An 18447-nucleotide genomic window follows, 5' to 3' on the forward strand; every position below is an offset into this window, starting at 1 on the left:
CGGCGACCTATGCCTGGTCTTGTGCCATTTGATGGCGAATGTACCCTCACACCCCCCGGCGGGCATCATCACCATGCAGCGCACCTAGAACGCGTTACACCGAATCACGCTCGGTAAGGCTAACTTCCCAGTTCGCACGCCGTGAAGCACGATCTAGGAACAATTCCACATCAGATGCAACAGGACTCACGAATGGTAGGGTCCGAGGACTAAGGTCATCTTTCACGGTACCTGTCCCCTTTTCGGGCAGGTTGAGAAGGGGGTTGCCGTGCCGGGTGCTGAATCACTGCGCGTCGCGCTGCTGTCGTACCGCAGCAAGCCGACCTGCGGTGGACAGGGCGTCTACCTGCGTCATCTCAGCCGCGAGCTGGTCGCCCTCGGGCACAGCGTGGAGGTCTTCTCCGGCCAGCCCTACCCGGAGCTCGACGAGGGCGTCGTCCTCACCAAAATCCCCAGCCTGGATCTCTACCGCGACGAAGACCCCTTTCGCACCCCCAAGCTGCACGAGTACCGCGACTGGATCGACTGGCTCGAGGTCGGCACCATGTGGACCGCCGGATTCCCCGAGCCGCTCACCTTCAGCCTGCGGGCGTACCGCGAGCTGAAGAAGCGCGTCGGCGACTTCGACGTCGTGCAGGACAACCAGACCCTCGGCTACGGCGTGCTCGGCATCCAGAGGCTGTTCCCCGTGGTCGGGACCATCCACCACCCGATCAGCGTGGACCGGCGCATCGAGCTGAAGGCCGCGACGCCGCGCAAGAAGCTCTCGATGCGGCGCTGGTACGGCTTCGTGCGCATGCAGGCCAAGGTCGCGCCACGGCTCAACCCGATCCTCACCGTCAGCGAGTCGTCCCTCGCCGACATCCACCGCGACTTCAACGTGCCCCAGAAGAACATGCGGCTCATCCCGCTGGGCGTCGACACCCGCTACTTCCACCCGCGCCCGGAGATGCCCAAGCGGCCCGGTTCCATCGTCGCGGTGGCCAGCGCCGACTCCCCGATGAAGGGCGTCTCGACGCTGCTGCGGGCCGTGGCGAAGCTCGCCACCGAGCGCGACGTCAACCTGACCGTGGTCAGCAAGCCCACCCCCGGCGGCCCGACCGAGAAGCTCGTCGCCGAGCTCGCGCTGCACGACCGGGTCAGGTTCGTCCACGGCATCTCCGACAACGAGCTGGGCGAGCTGATCGCCACCTCGGAGATCTCGGTCGTCCCCTCCCTCTACGAGGGCTTCTCGCTCCCGGCCGTCGAGCACATGGCCTGCGGCACCCCGCTGGTCGCCAGCCGCACCGGCGCGCTGCCCGAGGTCGTCGGCGACGCCGCCGTGCAGGTGGCCCCAGGCGACCCCGAGGAGCTGGCCGCGGTGCTGCGCCGCCTGCACGACTCCCCCGAGGAGCGTGCGGCGGTGGGCCGGAAGGGCTACGACCGGGTCATGGAGCGCTTCACCTGGAACGTCGTCGCCAAGCGGACCGTGGAGGCCTACCACGAGGCCATCCGGGCCCGCCGGGCGCAGTGAGCGACACCCCGAACGACCACCTGTGAAGAGGAGCGGCGAGTGCTGACTGTCGACTTCGACCGGCTGCCCGTGGGACCGGGGACCCGAGTCCTGGACCTGGGCTGTGGCGGCGGACGGCATGCCTTCGAGGTACTGCGGCGCGGTGCCGACGTGGTGGCCTTCGACATGGACGCCAGGGAGCTGGAGGGCGTGGCGAGCATGTTCGCCGCGATGGACAAGGCCGGAGAGGTGCCGCCCGAGGCGACGGCGGACACCGTGACGGGCGACGCGCTCGACATGCCGTTCGAGGACGGCAGCTTCGACCGGGTGATCGCAGCCGAGGTGCTGGAGCACATCCCCGACGACATGGCCGCGATGCGCGAGATCTTCCGGGTGCTCAAGCCGGGCGGCCAGGCGGCCGTCACCGTGCCGAGCTTCCTGCCCGAACGGATCTGCTGGGCACTCGACGAGGCGTACCACACCGCTCCCGGCGGGCATGTCCGCATCTACACGCTGGCCGAGCTGAGCGCGAAGCTCAAGTCGACGGGCTTCACCATCGGCCCGCACCACCACGCCCACGGGCTGCACGCGCCGTACTGGTGGATCAAGTGCGCGGTCGGCGTCGGCAACGACGACCACCCGCTGGCCAAGGCGTACCACGAGCTGCTGGTCTGGGACATCATGAAGCGCCCCGCCGCCACCAGGATCGCCGAGGCCGTGCTCAACCCGCTCATCGGCAAGAGCGTGGTGCTCTACGTCCGGAAGCCTGCGTGACCTCTGGAGGAGAAGCGGTGAGCGGCTCCATGGAGTGGGAACAGGTCGTCCGGACCGCGTGGAGCATCGCGGCGGTGCAGGAGCCCGACGGCGGCGTCCCGTGGCCCGAGGGACACGTGGACGCCTGGAACCACGTCGAGTGCCTGATGGCGATGAGCGTGGCGGGACTGACCGGCCCGGTCCGCCGGGGGTACGACTGGCTGGTCCGCACGCAGCGGGCCGACGGCTCCTGGCCGATGAAGCTGGTCGGGGGCGAGGCCGTCGAGCAGGGCGGGGAGTCCAACCACGCCGCGTACGTCGCGGTCGGCGTCTGGCACGAGCTGCTGGTGACCGGGGACGAGGACTTCGCCCGGCGGATGTGGCCGGTCGTCCGGGCCGCGCTGGACTTCGTGGTCGGCCTGCAGACCACCCGGGGTGAGATCGTCTGGGAGCGCGCGGCCGACGGCAGGGCCGCCGCGTACGCCCTGCTGACCGGCTGCGCCTCCGTCCACCAGGGTCTGCGCTGCGGTGTGCTGCTCGGCGAGCACCTGGGTGACCCGCAGCCCGACTGGGAACTGGCCGCCGACCAGCTCGGCCACGTGCTGGCCGCCCACCCCGAGGCGTTCGCCGACAAGAGCCGCTTCTCGATGGACTGGTACTACCCGATCCTGGGCGGCGCGGTGCGCGGCCCGGCCGCGGAGGCGCGGCTGGCCGAGGAGTGGGACACGTTCGTGGAACCGGACCTCGGCATCCGCTGCGTCTCCGACCAGCCGTGGGTGACCGGCGCAGAGACGTGCGAGCTGGTGCTGACCCTCGACGCCCTGGGCGACCGGGAACGGGCGCGGAAGCTCTTCTCGGACATGCAGCACCTGCGGCACGAGGACGGCTCGTACTGGACCGGCTGGCAGTTCGTGAACGAGAAGCACTTCCCGCACGAGCGCTCGGCCTACACCGCGGCCGCGGTCGTGCTCGCCGCCGACGCGCTGGACGGGCACACCCCCGCCTCGGGCGTCTTCCGTGACGCGGGCGCGTACGTGACCGACCGCCCCACCGCCGCCTGCGGCTGCAGCCACGCCCGCTCCAGAAGCTGAACTCCCCGCCCCCGACCTCACTCCCCGGCCCCGCTCCGCGCTCTCGGCCACCCGGCCCCGCCCTGGCTTCCCGGCCCCGCGCTCGACTCCCATGCCCCGCTTTGGCCACCCGGCCCCGCGCTCGGCTCCCCGGCCCCGCGCTCGGCTCCCCGGCCCCGCGCTCCCGGTCACGGCGCCGGTCGGTGCGAGGCGACGCGTGACCCGATCGGCGGGCCTGACCGACGGGGCCGGTGGAGGCTCCCGGCTCCCCGGCCCCGCGCTCCGGCGGTTTCTTTGCACGGAATCAGAAACGCGGTACTTGAAGGGCTGAACGCGGCTCACTACCTTCGGGTCCGTGAGTAACGCGGAGGGCACTCGGACGGTGGCTCAGAGCGACGACGCCGAGCCGGACCTCCCGGCCCCTCCCGATCCGCCGGACCCTCCGGATGTCCCGGATCCCTCAGACCTCGCACCCCCTCCCGTCTCTCCGGACCCGCCGGACTCCCCGCCCTCTCCGCCCCACCGCGAAACCCCGCGTCCACCCCAGACCCCGAACCCGCCCCACCACGAGACCCCGCGTCCACCCGAAACCCCGAATCCGCCCCACCACGAGACCCCGCGTCCACCCCAGACCCCACGTGCGCCCCACCACAAGAACCCGTGTCCACCCGAGACCCCGCGTGCGCCCGAGGTCCCGAACCCACCCGAGACCCCGAACCCGCCGGAACCATCCCACCCGTGGAGATCCCCCGCGCCGTCCAGGCCGCGGGGTGTGGCCCGGCTGCTGTGGCAGGACCCCGCCCAGGTGGGGTTCGGGGTGCGGCGGTTCCGGCTGGGACCGGCGCGCGAGCGACTGGAGGGCGCGGTAGAGGCGTTCATGGCCGGCTTCAACGCGGTGGTCGCCGGGGAGACCGGGCGGATCGACGACCTCCACGAGGAGCTGCGCGGCTTCGCGTACGAGGGCGCGGGCATGGCCTGCACCACCCTCGACGTGCTCACCCTCACCGGCGGGCGCCGGCTCAGGGAACTGCTGAGCGGGCAGGGCGTGCGCTACCCGCACCTCATCCACATGGGCGCCGGCTGGGCGTACGCCCGCATGCGGCTGCGGCCGATGTGGGGCATCCACTCGGTGCACCCGCTGCTGCGCTGGCTGGCCCACGACGGCTTCGGCTTCCACCAGGGTTTCTTCTCCTCCGACCGCACGGTGGGACGCCAGCGCGCCGCCGGGCTCATGGACCGGACCCGGCGGGCGATCTTCGACCAGGGGCTGGGGCGGATGCTCTGGTTCCACGAGTGCGCGGGGGCGGGCGACGTCGTGCTGCGCATCGCCGAGTTTCCCGCGGGACGCCGCGCCGACCTGTGGAGCGGGGTGGGCCTGGCCGCCACGTACGCCGGGGGCGCGAGCACCGCGGACCTGGAGCGGCTGGCCTCGGCGGCGGCCGAGGACGGCTTCCGCGCCCACCTCGCCCAGGGCTGCGCCTTCGCCTGCGCCTCCCGGCTGATCTCGGCGGTCGTCCCCGAACACACCCTCGCCGCCGCCCCCGTGCTGTGCGGGGCCGAGGCCGACGAGGCCGCGGGCTGGACCGGCACCGCGCTCGTCGCGCTGGGCCACAACGCGCACAGCGGCGACCACTACCAGGCCTGGCGGGCGGGGATCCGGAAGGCCTGGGCACGACGCGACCGCGATTCATGACCACTCATGACCACGATTGGGAGGGGCGGTGGGAACGGTGCCGGGGGTTCGCAGGTACGCGGCGGGAGTCCTGGCCCTGGTGGCCGCCACCGCCGGGTGGAGGCTGACCGCCCTGCCGGACACCTCAGCCGTGGAGACCTCCGCCGACTTCTCCTTCCACGCGAGGTCGCTGGGCCCGCCCGCGCAGGCCGATGACCGCGTCCTGCGACCGGTCGCGCCGGGGTACGCCAACCTCAGGAGCCTGGTGTCGGCGCTGGGCGCCGGGGTGGCCCTGTTCGACGTGGACGGCGAGGTCGTCGCCGACGACCTGTGCCTGGTCGATCCCCGCCGCGACACGGTGACCGTCAGGCCCGCGCCGGGCACCTCCCGCGGCTACCGGCCGTTCACGCTGGTCCCCCCGGAGCGCAGGCGGCACGAGGCGCCGACGGGGTGCCTGCCCGCCGATCTCGACCAGGACGGCTGGGAGGACCTGGTCGTCTACTACTGGGGCCGCTCCCCCTCCCTGTTCCTGCGCGTACCCGGGGCGCCCCCGTCCGGTGCGGCCTTCCGCCACCGCGCGCTGACCGCCGAACCGGAGATCTGGAACACCAGCGCGGCCACGGCCGGTGACTTCGACGGGGACGGCCGCCTCGACCTGGTCTTCGGCAACTACTTCCCCGACGGCGTCAGGGTGCTGGGCGGCGGCACAGCCGGCCCCGGCGACCGCGGCGACGCCGTGATGCCCGACTCGCTGTCCGCCGCCGCCAACGGGGGCGGCGACCGACTCTACCGGGCGACGGGACCCGCGCTGTTCGCGGAGGCCAAGGGGGTGTTCGACGAGGTCGAGGGCGAGGGCGGGGGCTGGACCCTCGCGCTGGGCACCCAGGACCTGGACGGCGACGGGCGGCCCGAGCTGTACGTGGCCAACGACTTCGGCCCCGACCACCTGCTGGTCAACGAGTCGGTGCCCGGCAGGATCCGGTTCACCGAGGCCCGGGGCACCCGGCACCTGACGACTCCCCCCTCCCGGGTCGTCGGCCGCGACTCGTTCAAGGGGATGGGGGTGGCCTTCACCGACCTCAACGCCGACGGCAGGCCGGACATCCTGGTGAGCAACCTCACCGCGAACCACGCGCTCCAGGAGGGCAACTTCGCCTTCGTGTCACGGCCCGGCGGGCTCCACGAGGGGCACGCCCCGTACGACGACCTCGGCGAGGAGCTGGGGCTGAGCCGCAGCGGCTGGTCCTGGGACGTCAAGGCCGCCGACTTCGACAACGACGGCACCGACGAGATCATGCACGCGACCGGGTTCGTCAAGGGTGAGGTCGACCGGTGGGCGCGGCTGCAGGAGGCGGCGTCGGCCAACGACCTGTTCCTCTCCCGCCCCTCGCTGTGGCCGGAGCTGAGGGCCGGGGACGACCTGTCGGGCCGTGACACCAACACCTTCTTCACCAGGGGGCCGGACGGCCGCTACGTGGACGTGGCACGGCGAGCCGGTGTCGGCGGCGACAACGGTGACGGCGAGGGCGGCGAGGGCGGCGAGGGCGGCGAGGGCGGCGAGGGCGGCGAGGGTACTGTCAGCCGGGCCTTCGCCGTGGGCGACGTCGACGACGACGGGCGGCTGGACTTCGCGGTCGCCAACCAGTGGTCCGCGTCGGTGCTCTACAGCAACCACGGCCCGACGGCCCCGTTCGTGGGCCTGCGGCTCCGCCTCCCGGCCGGCACCTGCGGCACGGCCACCGCGACCCGTCCCGCGCGGACACCCGAAGAGCAGACCCGACCGGAACCGGCCTATCCCGGACAGGAACGACTCGGACACGAGCAGCTCAGGCACGAACAGCCCGGACACGAACCACTCGGACACGAACAGCCCGGCGAGGCGCGAGGGCGGGTATGGCCCCAGCCGGAACGTCCCTGGCAGGTGTATCCCGGGCCGACGCGACCCGCCATCGGAGCCGTCGCCACGGTGCGCCTGCCCGGCGGGGTCACGCGCGGCAGGCAGCTCTACCCCGCCAACGGCCACAACGGCGTCTCCGCGCCCGAGCTGCTGTTCGGCCTGGGCGACGACGTGCCTGACTCCACCGTCCCCGTCGAGATCTCCTGGAGGGACGCCTGCGGCGGCGCCCGTACCGCGTCGGTGTCCCTGGAGCCCGGCTGGCACCGGATCCTGCTGGCCGACGGCCGCGCCTCGGAGATCCGGTGGCCATGAACGCCACCCGGAGGCGAGACAAGGCGTTCCGGCGGCTGGCGGAGTCCCTCACCCTGATCACCGTGCTCGGGCACACCGTGCTCGGGTTCGAGCAGTCCTGCCTGGCACCGGTGGTCGGCGTGCTCACCGGCGTGACCGCCGAGTTCGCGCTGGAGACCGTGGAGGCGTGGTCGCGGCGGCGCCCGGCCCGCTACCTCGGGGTGCCCCGCGACCGGGTCGTCGCCTTCCTCCTGCCGTCCTACGTCTGCGGCCTGCTCTGCGCGATGCTGCTGTACGGCAACGGGCGCCTGGCGCCGATCGCGCTGGCCGTCCTCATCGGCGTCGGCGGCACGTACGTCTTCCGCGTGACGGCACCGGGGACGCCGCGAGTCCCGAAGGCGCGGGAGACACCGGAGACGGCGGAAAAGGCCGAGCCGAAGGCCCGCACGGCGGGGCGGGACGCCGAGGACGTGCCGGGGACGCCGTTCCTGAACCCGGCGGCCTTCGGGATCGTCGCCGTGCTGCTGCTGTTCCCGTGGGTCGGCCTCGCTCCGGCGTACCAGTTCACCGCGTGGGTGTCGGGGCCGTTCGACCTGCTCGTGCCGCTGGCCGTACTGGTCTGGGGAACGACGGTGAACGCCAGGCTCGCGGGGAGACTGCCGCTGGTCCTGGGCTGGGTGGGCGGGTTCGCCCTGCAGGCGCTGGTCAGGGGCGCGCTGACCGACGTGTCGGCGGTCGGCGCCCTGCTGCCGATGACCGGGACGGCCTTCGCCCTCTACACCGGATACGTGATCGTCGATCCGGGGACGTCCCCGGCCAGGCCGCGTGACCAGGTCGTGTTCGGCCTGGCCACGGCGGCGGTCTACGGGCTGCTGGTCCAGTGTCACGTCGTCTTCGGGCTGTTCCTCGCCCTGGTGATCGTCGGTGCGGGCCGGGGGCTCCGCGTGGCCCTTCCGGCCCGCCTCCGTACGCCCGGTCCGCCCGGCGTCGGCGGACCCGCCGGACACACGGTGGCGGGCACGTCGTACGGGGAGATCAGCCGATGCCGGGACCGACCCGTTCGAGCACCCGCAGCGAGCCCTCCTGCCGGACCTCCTTGAACGCGCCGGAGGCGAGGGCCCGCTGGTAGACGCGGTATGGGGCCTGCCCGCCCTTGGCCGGGTCCGGGTAGACGTCGTGGAAGACCAGGGCGCCGCCCGGCATGAGGTGCGGGGCCCACCCCTCGTAGTCCTTGGTCACCGGATCCTCGGAGTGGCCGCCATCGATGAAGAGCATCGCGAGCGGGGTGTTCCACAGCGCGGCGACGCGCTCGGACCTGCCGACGATCGCGACGACCTCGTCCTCCAGACCGGCGGAGGCGATGGTGGCACGGAACGTGGGCAGCGAGTCCATCTTGCCGAAGCGGAGGTCCATCAGCGTGGGGTCGTGGTGGGCCCAGCCCGGCTGGATCTCCTCGGAGCCCCGGTGGTGGTCAACGGTGAAGACGACGGACCCGGCCTGCCGGGCACCCGCCCCGAGGTAGACGGCGGACTTTCCGCAGTAGCTGCCGATCTCGCAGATCGGGCCGCGCGGGCCATACTCGGCGGCGGTCTCGAACAGCGCGATTCCCTCCTGGTGTGGCATGAAACCCTTGGCGCGCTGGGCGACGTACAGCAGGTCGGCCGGCATGGTGGCGATGCTCATCGCAGCAGACTACCGAGACCGAACAACATTCCGAATTCCCTTGCCCGGCCTTGTGGAACGTGTTCTACTTTGCACCGTGAACCAGCGCGCCCGCATCGTGATGTCCGACGACGAGGTGACGGCTTTCGTCGGCGAGTCACGGAAGCTGCAACTCGGCACGATCAACCCGGACGGGACACCGCACATGGTGACCATGTTCTACGGGCTGACCGAGGGCAGGATCTCGTTCTGGACCTACGGCAAGGCGCAGAAGACACTCAACCTCCGGCGCGACGCCCGGGTGAGCTGCCTGATCGAGGCCGGGGAGGAATACTCCGACCTGCGCGGCGTCCTGATGTACGGGGTCGCGCGGAGGATCGACGACCCCGAGGGCGTTCTCGGCGTCGGCATGGCCGTGACCAGACGGATGGCCGGGATGCCCGACGCGGAGGAGTCACTCACGGAGTACGTGGCCTACACCGGCCGTAAGAGGGTCGCCTTCGTGGTCGAGCCGAGTCGAGTGATCTCCTGGGATCACCGTAAGCTCGCCATTCCCGATTAGGAGGCCCGTATGAAAATCAAAGTCGACTATCTGGTCTGCGAGGCCAATGCGATCTGCGTGGGACTCGCCCCGGATGTCTTCGAGCTCGACGACGACGACCAGCTGCACGTGCTGCTGCCTGAGCCGCCGCCGGAGATGATGGACCGTGTCCGGCACGCGGTCCGGTCCTGTCCCAAAGCCGCACTCTCCCTCGAGGAGAACTAGGAGGACCCCCCATGCGTGGTGCGCTTCTGCATGCCGTCGGCGACGACAAGCTCGACATCCGCGATGACCTCACCCTCGCACCGGTGGGCCCGACGGACGTCCGCGTCAAGATCAGGGCCACCGGCGTCTGCCATTCGGACCTGTCGGTGATCAGCGGTGTGCTGCCCATGCCGTTGCCGGTCATCCCCGGCCACGAGGGCGCCGGAGAGGTCGTCGAGGTCGGCGGCCACGTGACCTCGGTACAACCCGGCGACCACGTCATCGTCAACTGGACCCCGGCCTGCGGCAGCTGCGCGAACTGCCTGGTGAACCAGCCGTTCCTGTGCATGACGTACGTGATGGACAGCTTCGTCAACGCCCGCTTCCGCTACGGCGGCGACACCCCGGCGTTCGGCATGGCGGGATGCGGCACCTGGTCCGAGGAGATCGTCGTGCCCTGGCAGGGCGCGATCAAGGTCGATCCCGACGTGCCGTTCGAGGCCGCGGCCCTGATCGGCTGCGGGATCACCACCGGCGTCGGCGCGGCGCTGAACACGGCCAAGGTGAGGGCGGGCTCGACCGTCGCCGTGGTCGGCGCGGGCGGCGTCGGCCTGTCGGTGATCCAGGGGGCCCGCATCTCCGGCGCCACCACGATCCTCGCGATCGACCCCCTGGAGTCCAAGCACGCCCTCGCCAAGAAGGTCGGCGCGACCCACGCCATCACCCCGGACCAGCTCATGGACGCGGTCGGCACGCTCACCGGCGGCGCCGGGTTCGACTACGGTTTCGAGGCCGTCGGCAAGTCCGCCGCCATCATGACGGCCTGGCGGGCGACCCGCCGGGGCGGCGACACGATCGTGGTGGGCGCGGGCGCGATGGACGACAACGTCCCGCTGAGCGCCTTCAACCTGCTGTTCGAGGGCAAGAACATCCTCAGCTCGCTGTACGGCGGCTCGGACGTCCGGCGCGACTTCCCGTTCCTCGCCGGGCTCTACAAGGCTGGCAGCCTCGACCTGGAGAGCATGATCAGCTCCCGCATCAGGCTGGCCGACCTCAACGACGCCGTGGCGGCGCTCAGGGGCGGCGAGGTCCTGCGCCAGATCGTCGTCCTGGACTGAGACCGGCACCTTCGGAACCCGGCGCCGACCACCGGCCGGGCCGCCCACCTGAGCGGGGCGGCCCGGCGGCCCGGCCGTATCACCGTGCGCGCCGCGACCGGAGGTCCCCTCCGAGGGTTTCGCACCGGGGGTTTCGCTCCGGGGGGTTTCAGTCCGAGGAGAAGGCGGCGTCGAAGGCGGTGGAGGGCGGGGTGATGGCGTTGAGTTTGCGGATGACGGCCAGGGCGTCGGGGGCGCCGTCGAGGCGGTCCATGCCGGCGTCCTCCCACTCGATGGAGATCGGTCCGGCGTAGCCGATCGCGTTGAGGGCGCGGAAGCAGTCCTCCCAGGGGACGTCGCCGCGGCCGGTGGAGACGAAGTCCCATCCGCGGCGCAGGTCGGCCCAGGGCAGGTGGGAGGCGAGGCGGCCGCGGCGGCCGTCGCCGGTGCGGACCTTGGCGTCCTTGCAGTCGACGTGGTAGATGCGGTCGGCGAAGTCCAGGATGAAGGCGACCGGGTCGATCTCCTGCCACACCATGTGGGAGGGGTCCCAGTTCAGGCCGAACGCGGGGCGGTGGCCGATGGCCTCCAGGGTGCGCACGGTGGTGTGGTAGTCGTAGGCGATCTCGCTGGGGTGGACCTCGTGGGCGAAGCGGACGCCGACCTCGTCGAAGACGTCGAGGATCGGGTTCCACCGGTCGGCGAAGTCGGCGTAGCCGTCCTCGATCATCTGGGGCGGGACCGGGGGGAACATGGCCAGGGTGTGCCAGATGGACGAGCCGGTGAAGCCGACCACGGTGTCGACGCCGAGTTTGGCGGCGGCGCGGGCGGTGTTCTTGATCTCTTCGGCGGCGTTGCGGCGGACCTGCTCGGGGTCGCCGTTGCCCCAGAGGCGGGCGGGCAGGATGCCCTGGTGGCGGGCGTCGATGGGGTTGTCGCAGACGGCCTGGCCGACCAGGTGGTTGGATATGGTGTACACCGACAGGTTGTGCTTGGCGAGCAGTTCCTGCTTGCGGGGGATGTAGTCGTCGTCGCTGAGGGCTTTGTCGACCTCGAAGTGATCGCCCCAGCAGGCGATCTCCAAACCGTCGTATCCCCAGCCCGAGGCCAGGCGGCAGACCTCCTCGAACGGCAGGTCGGCCCACTGGCCGGTGAACAAGGTGATCGGCCTGCTCATATATCCTCCATGTCACAGATTGTGGGCCGCGTGGTGCGCGAGCTCAGTTCGCGCGCGCACCACGCGGGTGACGGGGCCCGCTCATGGGGTGTGCGCCCCACGGGGGGCGGGCTCCGTCATACCTCCTCGATCGCCGTCAACCGGCTCTGGTCGGCGGCGCTGCGCTCGACCGCGGCCAGCACACGCTGAACGTTCAACCCGTCGTCGAACGACGGCGCCGGAGCGATACCCGACGCGATCGCCTCGACGAAGTCCTTCACCTCGTGAGTGAAGGTGTGCTCATAACCCAGGCCATGACCCGGCGGCCACCACGCCCCCGCGTACGGATGCCCCGCCTCGGTGACCAGCACCCGACGGAAACCCGCCTCCTCGGCGGGCAACGCGTGATCGTGGAACCACAACTCGTTCATCGCCTCGAAATCGAACGCCACACTCGCCTTCGACCCGTTGACCTCGATCCGCAACGCGTTCTTACGCCCCGTGGCGAACCGGGTCGCCTCGAACGACGCCAAGGCGCCCCCACTGAGCCGGCCCACGAACAACGCCGCGTCATCGACGTCGACCTCACCCAGCTGCGCACCCGAACCGTTGCCGGTATCGGCCGACAACCCGGCCGACACCCCGGCCAACGGGCGGTGCGTGATGAACGTCTCGGTCAACCCCGACACCTGCGTCAACCTCTGACCGGTGATGAACTGCGCGGTGTCGATGATGTGCGCGCCGATGTCACCCAGCGCCCCCGAGCCGGCCAGCTCCTTTCGCAGCCGCCACACCAGCGGGAACTCCGGATCGACGATCCAGTCCTGCAAGTACTGCGCCCGCACGTGCCGGATGGCGCCCAGCCGGCCCTCGGCCACCCAGCGGGCGGCCTGAGCGATGGCCGGCACCCGACGGTAGTTGAACGCCACCATCGCATACACCCCCCGCTCGGCCGCTGAGCGCGCCGCCGCCGCCATCGCCTCAGCCTCGGCGACCGTGTTGGCCAGAGGCTTCTCACACAACACGTGCTTACCGGCCTCCAACGCGGCGATCGCGATCTCGGCGTGCGAGTCACCCGGCGTGCAGATGTCCACCACAGCCACGTCGTCGCGGGCGATCAGCTTGCGCCAGTCGGTCTCGGTCGCCGCCCAGCCCATCTGCTCGGCCGCCGCCGCCGTCCCGTCCGCCGACCGGCCGCACAACGCGGCCATCACCGGCCGGGCCGGCAGATCGAAGAACGCCGACACACTGCGCCAGGCCTGGGAATGCACCCGGCCCATGAAGGCGTACCCGACCATGCCGATCCCCAGCGTCGGCCCATCGGATTGACTCATCAGGACTCGAATCCCAGCGGCAGGTACTCGGCCACGTTCTCCTTGGTGATCGTCTCCGACGCCAACGTGATCGATTGGGGCACCTGGTTCTCCAGCAGGTCACTCATGCCCTTGCCCTGGGCGATCAGACGCGCCAGCTTGATCGCCGAGGACGCCATCGTCGGGCTGTAGGTCACCGTCGCCTCCAGCACCCCCGACCCGGCCTGAATGTCGCGCATCGCGTTCGCCGACCCGGCGCCGCCGACCATGAAGAACTCGCTGCGCCCGGCCTCCTTGATCGCGGCCAGCACCCCGATCCCCTGGTCGTCGTCGTGGTTCCAGATCGCGTCGATCTTCTTGTGCGCCTGCATCAGGTTGGCGGCCACCTTGGTACCCGACTCCACGGTGAACTGCGCGTCCTGCTTGGCCGTCACACTGAACCCATACGTCTTCAGCGCGTCCTCGAACCCCTTGCTGCGGTCCTGGGTCAGCGGCAGGGTCGCGATGCCCTGGATCTCCAGGATCACCGGGGACGCGACGCCCTTGTCCTTGAGCTTCTTACCGATGTAGTGACCGGCCGCGACCCCCATGCCGTAGTTGTCGCCGCCGATCCAGGTGCGGTAGGAGAGCTTGTCGGGGAAGACCCGGTCCAGGTTGATCACCGGAATACCGGCGTCGGAGGCCTGGCGGGCGATCTGGTTGAGCTGCTGGCCGTCGTTGGGCAGGATCACCAGCGCGGCGACCTTGGCCGCGATCAGCGACTCCACCGCGGAGATCTGCGCGTTGATGTCGTTGGTCGGCTCGACCGGCTTGAACTCGATGTCGGAGTACTCCTTGGCCGCGGCCTCGGCGTTCTTCGCGATCGCGGCGATCCAGCCGTGGTCGGCCGCGGGCGCCGAGAAACCGATGACGACCTTCTCACCGGGGGCGTCGTTCCCGCCGGTCGCGGCCGGAGCCGGCGCCGGAGCCGAAGCCGCCGCCGGAGCCGCCGCCTCGTTACCCGTGCACGCCGTCACCAGCGCACCCGCACCGATAACCGCACCGCCGAGCAGGAAACCCCTGCGCGCGACGTTTTCTGTCATGACCTTGCTCCTTCTTGGGGGTGAATCATGGGGGGTGAAACGTAGGGGTTGGGTGGACGTGCGAGGCGCCCCGCGATCCCCTGACCGGTCCGTGGGACGCGGTCTAGGTTCTCGATTCGAGACTGCGTCGCTGGAGCAGCACGGCCACCACGATGATCAGGCCCTTGGCCACCAGCTGGTCGCTGGTGTTGAGCCCGTTGAGGATGAACAGGTTCGTGATCACGGTGAAGATCAGCAGACCCAGGATCGACCCGATGATCGATCCCCGGCCGCCGGTCAGCAGCGTGCCGCCGATGATGACCGCGGCGATCGCGTCCAGCTCGTACAGGTCCCCGTGGGTGGAGGAACCCGTCGTCGTCCTGGCCATGATCAACACCGCCGCGATACCGCAGCACAACCCCGACAGCCCGTACAACATCACGGTGTGCCGGCGCACGTCGATACCGGCCAGCCGGGCCGCCTCGGGGTTACCGCCCACCGCGTAGGTGCGCCGGCCGAACGTGGTGCGGTTCAACAGCACCCACCCGGCGATCACCACCAGCGCGAAGATGTAGACCAGCAGCGGAATGCCCAGCACCCGGCTGGTCGACAGCTCCACGATCATCTCGTTGCCCTGCTGCACCAGCTGGGTCCGCCGGTCCGACATCCGCTGCGCCAGCCCCCGGGCGGCCACCAGCATCGCCAAAGTGGCGATGAACGGCACCATCCGCCCGTAGGAGATCAGCAACCCGTTGACCAGGCCCGCACCGGTACCGACCAGCACCGCGCACACGATCATCACGAACGGGCCGTAGGACTGGGTGGCCAGCGTGGTCGCCCACACCGACGCCAACGCCATGATCGCGCCCACCGACAGGTCGATACCCCCGCCGATGATCACGAACGTCATGCCGACGGTGATCACCCCGATGGTCGCGGCCAGCGACAGGATGCTCACCATGTTGGAGGTCGTGGCGAAGGTGTCGGGCACCGTGAGCAGGCCCACCGCCGCCAGCAACACCAGCGCGACCACCAGCCCGAGATGGCGCGTCTCTCCGAAGCGGGCGAGCGGGCTCGCCACCACGGGTTTGCGGGCGGGCGCCTCGACGTGGTCGTGCTCGTCCACGGGCGGCTTCACCGGAGCACCGCCACGGCACTCGGGGCTCCGGAACGGAGAGAGATGACGTCCATGAAGACCTGTCGGTTCCTTTCGCTAGTCCCGGCGCGTCCGGCGCTCCCGGTGGGTACGGCGTTCCCGGCGCTCCCGGTGGGTACGGCGCTCCCGGCGTTCCCGGCGTTCCCGGGGGTCCTGAGGGTTCCCGCGCTTCCGTCGTGTCGGGGGTTCCCGGCGTGTCCGGGGTTCACCGGGGGTCGGGGGTTCCCGGCTCTCCCGGGGAACCCGGGGAAGGGGATGGTCACAGGGCACTCCCCTCCATGATCATGTCGAGGACGGCGTGCTCGTCCAGCTCACCGGCACCGGCCTCACGAATGACCCGGCCCTCCCGCAGAACCAGCACCCGATCGGCCAGCCCCAGCACCTCGGGAACCTCGCTGGAGACCAGCAACACCCCGATCCCCTCATCGGCCAGCCGCCGCACCACCGCGTACAACTCCGCCCGAGCCCCCACGTCCACCCCGCGGGTCGGCTCGTCCAACAGCAACAACTTGCGGTTGTTCAGCAACCACCGGGCCAGCACCGCCTTCTGCTGGTTACCGCCCGACAACGTCTTGATCGGCCGCTCCGGATCAGCGGGCCGGATGTCCAGGGCCTGCACCATCTCCCGCGCGTCGGCCGCCTCCCGGCGCCGGTCCATCCAGCCCAGCCGCGAATACCGGCCCAGACTCGCCAGGCTGATGTTGCGCGACACGCTCTGGTCCAGCAGCAACGCCTGAGCCTTACGCTCCTCCGGCGCCAGGCCCATACCCAGCCGCACCGCACCCGTCGTGCCACCACCCCGGCGCACCGGCTTACCCTCCAAAACCACCTGACCGGAGAACCGCCGCGCCCCGTACACCGCCTCGATGATCTCCGAACGGCCCGAGCCGACCAGACCGGCCAGCCCCACGATCTCCCCCGCCCGCACCGAGAACGACACGTCGGCGACGACCCCGGGCACGGTGAGGTTCTCGACCCGCAGCACCTCGTTCCCGGCGACGGGTTCCGCGCGGCGCGGCGGGAAGACGTACTCGACGTTGCGGCCGGTCATCAGCGACACCACCTGCGAGGTCGGCGTCTCCTTCGCCGGCAGGCCCACCGCGACCGTCCGGCCGTCCTTGAGCACCGTCACCCGATCCCCGATCTCGCGGATCTCCTCCAGCCGATGCGAGATGTAGACCACCGCCACCCCTTGGGCGGTCAGCTCCCGGATGATCCGGAACAGGTTGCCCACCTCGTCATGGGCCAGCGCCGCCGACGGCTCGTCCATGATGATCAACCGGGTGTCGTGCGACAACGCCCGCGCCATGCTCACCACCTGCTTGGCCGCCGGAGACAGTCGCCCCACCTCCGTCGACGGGCGGATCTCCCCGTGCCCCAACCTGGCCAGCAACTCCCGCGTCGCCCGCGCCGCCTCACCCCGGCCCACGAACCCCATCCGGGACGGCTCATGACCCAAGAACACGTTCTCGGCCACACTCAACCCGTCCACCAGGTCAAGCTCCTGATAGATCGTGGAGATCCCGAGCCTGATCGCGGCGATCGGGCTCGACAGCCGCACATCCTCACCGTTCAACGTGATCGTCCCCTCGTCGGGCTGGTGAGCGCCCGCCAAGGTCTTGATCAAAGTGGACTTCCCGGCACCGTTCTGGCCGAGCAGGCAGTGCACCTCTCCTGGCAGCACTTCCAGGTCGACGCCGTCGAGGGCGCGCACTCCGGGGAACTGCTTGACGATCCCGCGCATGAGGAGCAGGGGGGTGGCTTCTGACATGGGGCCTCGCTGGTTCATCGTGGAGCCGAGAAGACGTGGTCGCTGCTGAGCCTGGCCGCGCCGACCACGCCGGCGTCGGGTCCCAGCTCCGAGAGCACGATGGGCAGGTTTCCGGTCGCCAGGGGCAGCGACCGGCGGTAGACGACGCTTCTGATCTCCGCCAGGAGGACGTGACCCAGCTGGGCCACTCCTCCCGCGATGATCACGAGGCCGGGGTTGAAGAAGCTAACGAGCCCGGCCAGCACCGTGCCGACCCTGCGCCCGCCGTCACGGATGAGCCGTACCGCCTCGGCGTCGCCCATCTCGGCGGCCAAGGCGACGTCCTCGGCGGTGAGGGTGCCCGTCTGGTCGAGACGCCGGCCCAGGTAGGCCGAGCGCCCGGCGATGGCCGTGGCCTCCCTGGCGAGGGCGGTCCCGCCGAAGTAGGCCTCCAGGCAGCCGACGTTGCCGCAGGCGCAGACGGGGCCCTGATCGTCGACGCGGATGTGACCGATGTCGCCGGCGCTGCCGGAGACACCCCGGTAGATCTTGCCGTCCACCACGATCCCGCAGCCGATACCGGTGCCGATCTTGACGAGCAGGAAGTCGTCCACCTGCCTGGCCAGCCCCGAGTGCAGCTCGCCGAGGGCCATGATGTTGACGTCGTTGTCGACCACCGCGGGGCAGCCGAGGGCCTGGCCGACCGCCTCCCTGACGGGGTAGCGGTCCCAGCCGGGCATGATCGGGGGGGCGACCGGCACCCCCTCGCGGAAGCTGACCGGCCCGGGGACACCGATCCCCGCGCCGTACAGCTGGGTGAACATGCCCTGCTCACCCAGCTTGGCGATCATCTCCATGGCCTGGTCGAGCACGGCCACGGGACCGTCGCGCACGTCGCACCGCTCGCTCAGGTGGCTGAGGATCTCCAGCTCACCGTCGGTGACGACCACGTCGATGGAGGTGGCGCCGATGTCGATCCCGGCGAAGCGGAGCTCTCCGGAGAGCCGTACCAGGCCGGACCTGCGCCCGCCGCGCGAGGCCGCCAGCCCCGCCTGCTCGGCCAGGCGCAGCTCGATGAGCCGGTCGAGTTCCAGGTTGAGCCTGGATCGTGACAGGGCGGTCACGTCGCCGAGTTCGGCGCGCGACCGCGCCCTCTCGCGCAGCAGCCGGAGCAGCGCGGCCTGGTGCGCGTTCTCTGGCCGAGCGACGGTCCGCTTCACGACACCTCCCTGTTCCGAGCAGGTGTGCAGAAGCTAACCCTCTTTAGACTGATTTGTGAATCACTTTTACCTAACGGTTCGCCGACTTTTGTAGCAATCGGCAAAAGTCGGC

At 70.7% G+C, this 18447-nt stretch carries 16 protein-coding genes; 9 read left to right on the plus strand and 7 right to left on the minus strand.

What is annotated here, in order from left to right; translation table 11 throughout:
* Positions 1-268 precede the first annotated feature (268 nt).
* The 6 genes from OG587_RS46480 (at position 269) to OG587_RS46505 (ending at position 8275) form a co-directional block, all read left to right on the plus strand.
* Positions 269-1513, plus strand: a complete 1245-nt coding sequence (locus OG587_RS46480) for a glycosyltransferase family 4 protein (RefSeq protein WP_329085502.1) — start codon at positions 269-271, stop codon at positions 1511-1513.
* 39 nt (positions 1514-1552) lie between these two features.
* A complete protein-coding gene (locus OG587_RS46485) occupies positions 1553-2266 on the plus strand; it encodes a class I SAM-dependent methyltransferase (RefSeq protein WP_329085504.1) in 714 nt (237 codons plus the stop codon).
* 29 nt (positions 2267-2295) lie between these two features.
* Positions 2296-3336: a prenyltransferase gene (locus tag OG587_RS46490; RefSeq protein ID WP_329094226.1), complete on the plus strand. Its 1041-nt coding sequence runs from the start codon at positions 2296-2298 to the stop codon at positions 3334-3336.
* A 751-nt stretch (positions 3337-4087) separates the two neighbouring features.
* Positions 4088-5008 carry a DUF1702 family protein gene (locus OG587_RS46495; RefSeq protein ID WP_329085505.1) on the plus strand — a complete coding sequence of 307 codons (921 nt, stop codon included), beginning with the start codon at positions 4088-4090 and terminating at the stop codon, positions 5006-5008.
* Positions 5009-5036: 28 nt separating this feature from the next.
* Entirely contained in the window at positions 5037-7196 is a 2160-nt protein-coding gene (locus OG587_RS46500) for a CRTAC1 family protein (protein WP_329085507.1), read from the plus strand.
* The gene (locus OG587_RS46505; RefSeq protein ID WP_329085509.1) at positions 7193-8275 is read left to right on the plus strand and encodes an enediyne biosynthesis protein UnbU; all 1083 of its coding nucleotides are present in this window, start codon (positions 7193-7195) and stop codon (positions 8273-8275) included. Before OG587_RS46500 ends, OG587_RS46505 begins: the two co-directional genes overlap by 4 nt.
* Here OG587_RS46505 and OG587_RS46510 read toward each other — a convergent pair.
* Positions 8211-8858, minus strand: coding sequence for a class I SAM-dependent methyltransferase (locus OG587_RS46510; protein WP_329085510.1), 648 nt, complete (start codon positions 8856-8858; stop codon positions 8211-8213). The two genes, OG587_RS46505 and OG587_RS46510, sit on opposite strands and share 65 nt — an antisense overlap.
* A 76-nt stretch (positions 8859-8934) precedes the next feature.
* On the opposite strand from OG587_RS46510, the gene OG587_RS46515 reads away from it, so the two are divergent.
* Genes OG587_RS46515 through OG587_RS46525 form a run of 3 tightly spaced genes read left to right on the plus strand, consistent with a single transcriptional unit; the run spans position 8935 to position 10700 of the window.
* Complete coding sequence (locus OG587_RS46515; protein ID WP_329085512.1) at positions 8935-9399, plus strand: pyridoxamine 5'-phosphate oxidase family protein; 465 nt, start codon at positions 8935-8937, stop codon at positions 9397-9399.
* 9 nt (positions 9400-9408) lie between these two features.
* Positions 9409-9603, plus strand: coding sequence for a ferredoxin (locus tag OG587_RS46520; RefSeq protein WP_329085514.1), 195 nt, complete (start codon positions 9409-9411; stop codon positions 9601-9603).
* Between the two features lie 11 nt (positions 9604-9614).
* Complete coding sequence (locus OG587_RS46525) at positions 9615-10700, plus strand: Zn-dependent alcohol dehydrogenase (RefSeq protein ID WP_329085516.1); 1086 nt, start codon at positions 9615-9617, stop codon at positions 10698-10700.
* A gap of 148 nt (positions 10701-10848) precedes the next feature.
* Here OG587_RS46525 and OG587_RS46530 read toward each other — a convergent pair whose 3' ends face one another.
* The 6 genes from OG587_RS46530 to OG587_RS46555 form a co-directional block, all read right to left on the minus strand.
* Positions 10849-11856 carry a sugar phosphate isomerase/epimerase family protein gene (locus OG587_RS46530; protein ID WP_329082829.1) on the minus strand — a complete coding sequence of 336 codons (1008 nt, stop codon included), beginning with the start codon at positions 11854-11856 and terminating at the stop codon, positions 10849-10851.
* Between the two features lie 116 nt (positions 11857-11972).
* Complete coding sequence (locus tag OG587_RS46535; protein WP_329085517.1) at positions 11973-13133, minus strand: Gfo/Idh/MocA family protein; 1161 nt, start codon at positions 13131-13133, stop codon at positions 11973-11975.
* Positions 13134-13168: 35 nt separating this feature from the next.
* Positions 13169-14230 (minus strand): substrate-binding domain-containing protein, encoded by a 1062-nt coding sequence (locus OG587_RS46540; RefSeq protein ID WP_329085518.1) that lies wholly within the window; start codon positions 14228-14230, stop codon positions 13169-13171.
* A 103-nt stretch (positions 14231-14333) separates the two neighbouring features.
* Positions 14334-15347: an ABC transporter permease gene (locus OG587_RS46545; RefSeq protein WP_329085520.1), complete on the minus strand. Its 1014-nt coding sequence runs from the start codon at positions 15345-15347 to the stop codon at positions 14334-14336.
* A 277-nt stretch (positions 15348-15624) separates the two neighbouring features.
* Positions 15625-17136: a sugar ABC transporter ATP-binding protein gene (locus tag OG587_RS46550; RefSeq protein WP_329085521.1), complete on the minus strand. Its 1512-nt coding sequence runs from the start codon at positions 17134-17136 to the stop codon at positions 15625-15627.
* A 14-nt stretch (positions 17137-17150) separates the two neighbouring features.
* Complete coding sequence (locus OG587_RS46555) at positions 17151-18335, minus strand: ROK family protein (protein ID WP_329085522.1); 1185 nt, start codon at positions 18333-18335, stop codon at positions 17151-17153.
* Positions 18336-18447 lie beyond the last annotated feature (112 nt).

The sequence above is a fragment of the Streptosporangium sp. NBC_01469 genome (assembly GCF_036227305.1).
Classification (GTDB): Bacteria; Actinomycetota; Actinomycetes; order Streptosporangiales; family Streptosporangiaceae; genus Streptosporangium.

Coding starts and splice junctions, on each gene's coding strand:
- OG587_RS46490 (WP_329094226.1), top strand. CDS start 2,296: ATGGAGTGGGAACAGGTCGTCCGGACCGCGTGGAGCATCGCGGCGGTG.
- OG587_RS46505 (WP_329085509.1), top strand. CDS start 7,193: ATGAACGCCACCCGGAGGCGAGACAAGGCGTTCCGGCGGCTGGCGGAG.
- OG587_RS46510 (WP_329085510.1), bottom strand. CDS start 8,858: ATGAGCATCGCCACCATGCCGGCCGACCTGCTGTACGTCGCCCAGCGC.
- OG587_RS46520 (WP_329085514.1), top strand. CDS start 9,409: ATGAAAATCAAAGTCGACTATCTGGTCTGCGAGGCCAATGCGATCTGC.
- OG587_RS46525 (WP_329085516.1), top strand. CDS start 9,615: ATGCGTGGTGCGCTTCTGCATGCCGTCGGCGACGACAAGCTCGACATC.
- OG587_RS46530 (WP_329082829.1), bottom strand. CDS start 11,856: ATGAGCAGGCCGATCACCTTGTTCACCGGCCAGTGGGCCGACCTGCCG.
- OG587_RS46535 (WP_329085517.1), bottom strand. CDS start 13,133: ATGGTCGGGTACGCCTTCATGGGCCGGGTGCATTCCCAGGCCTGGCGC.
- OG587_RS46540 (WP_329085518.1), bottom strand. CDS start 14,230: ATGACAGAAAACGTCGCGCGCAGGGGTTTCCTGCTCGGCGGTGCGGTT.
- OG587_RS46550 (WP_329085521.1), bottom strand. CDS start 17,136: ATGTCAGAAGCCACCCCCCTGCTCCTCATGCGCGGGATCGTCAAGCAG.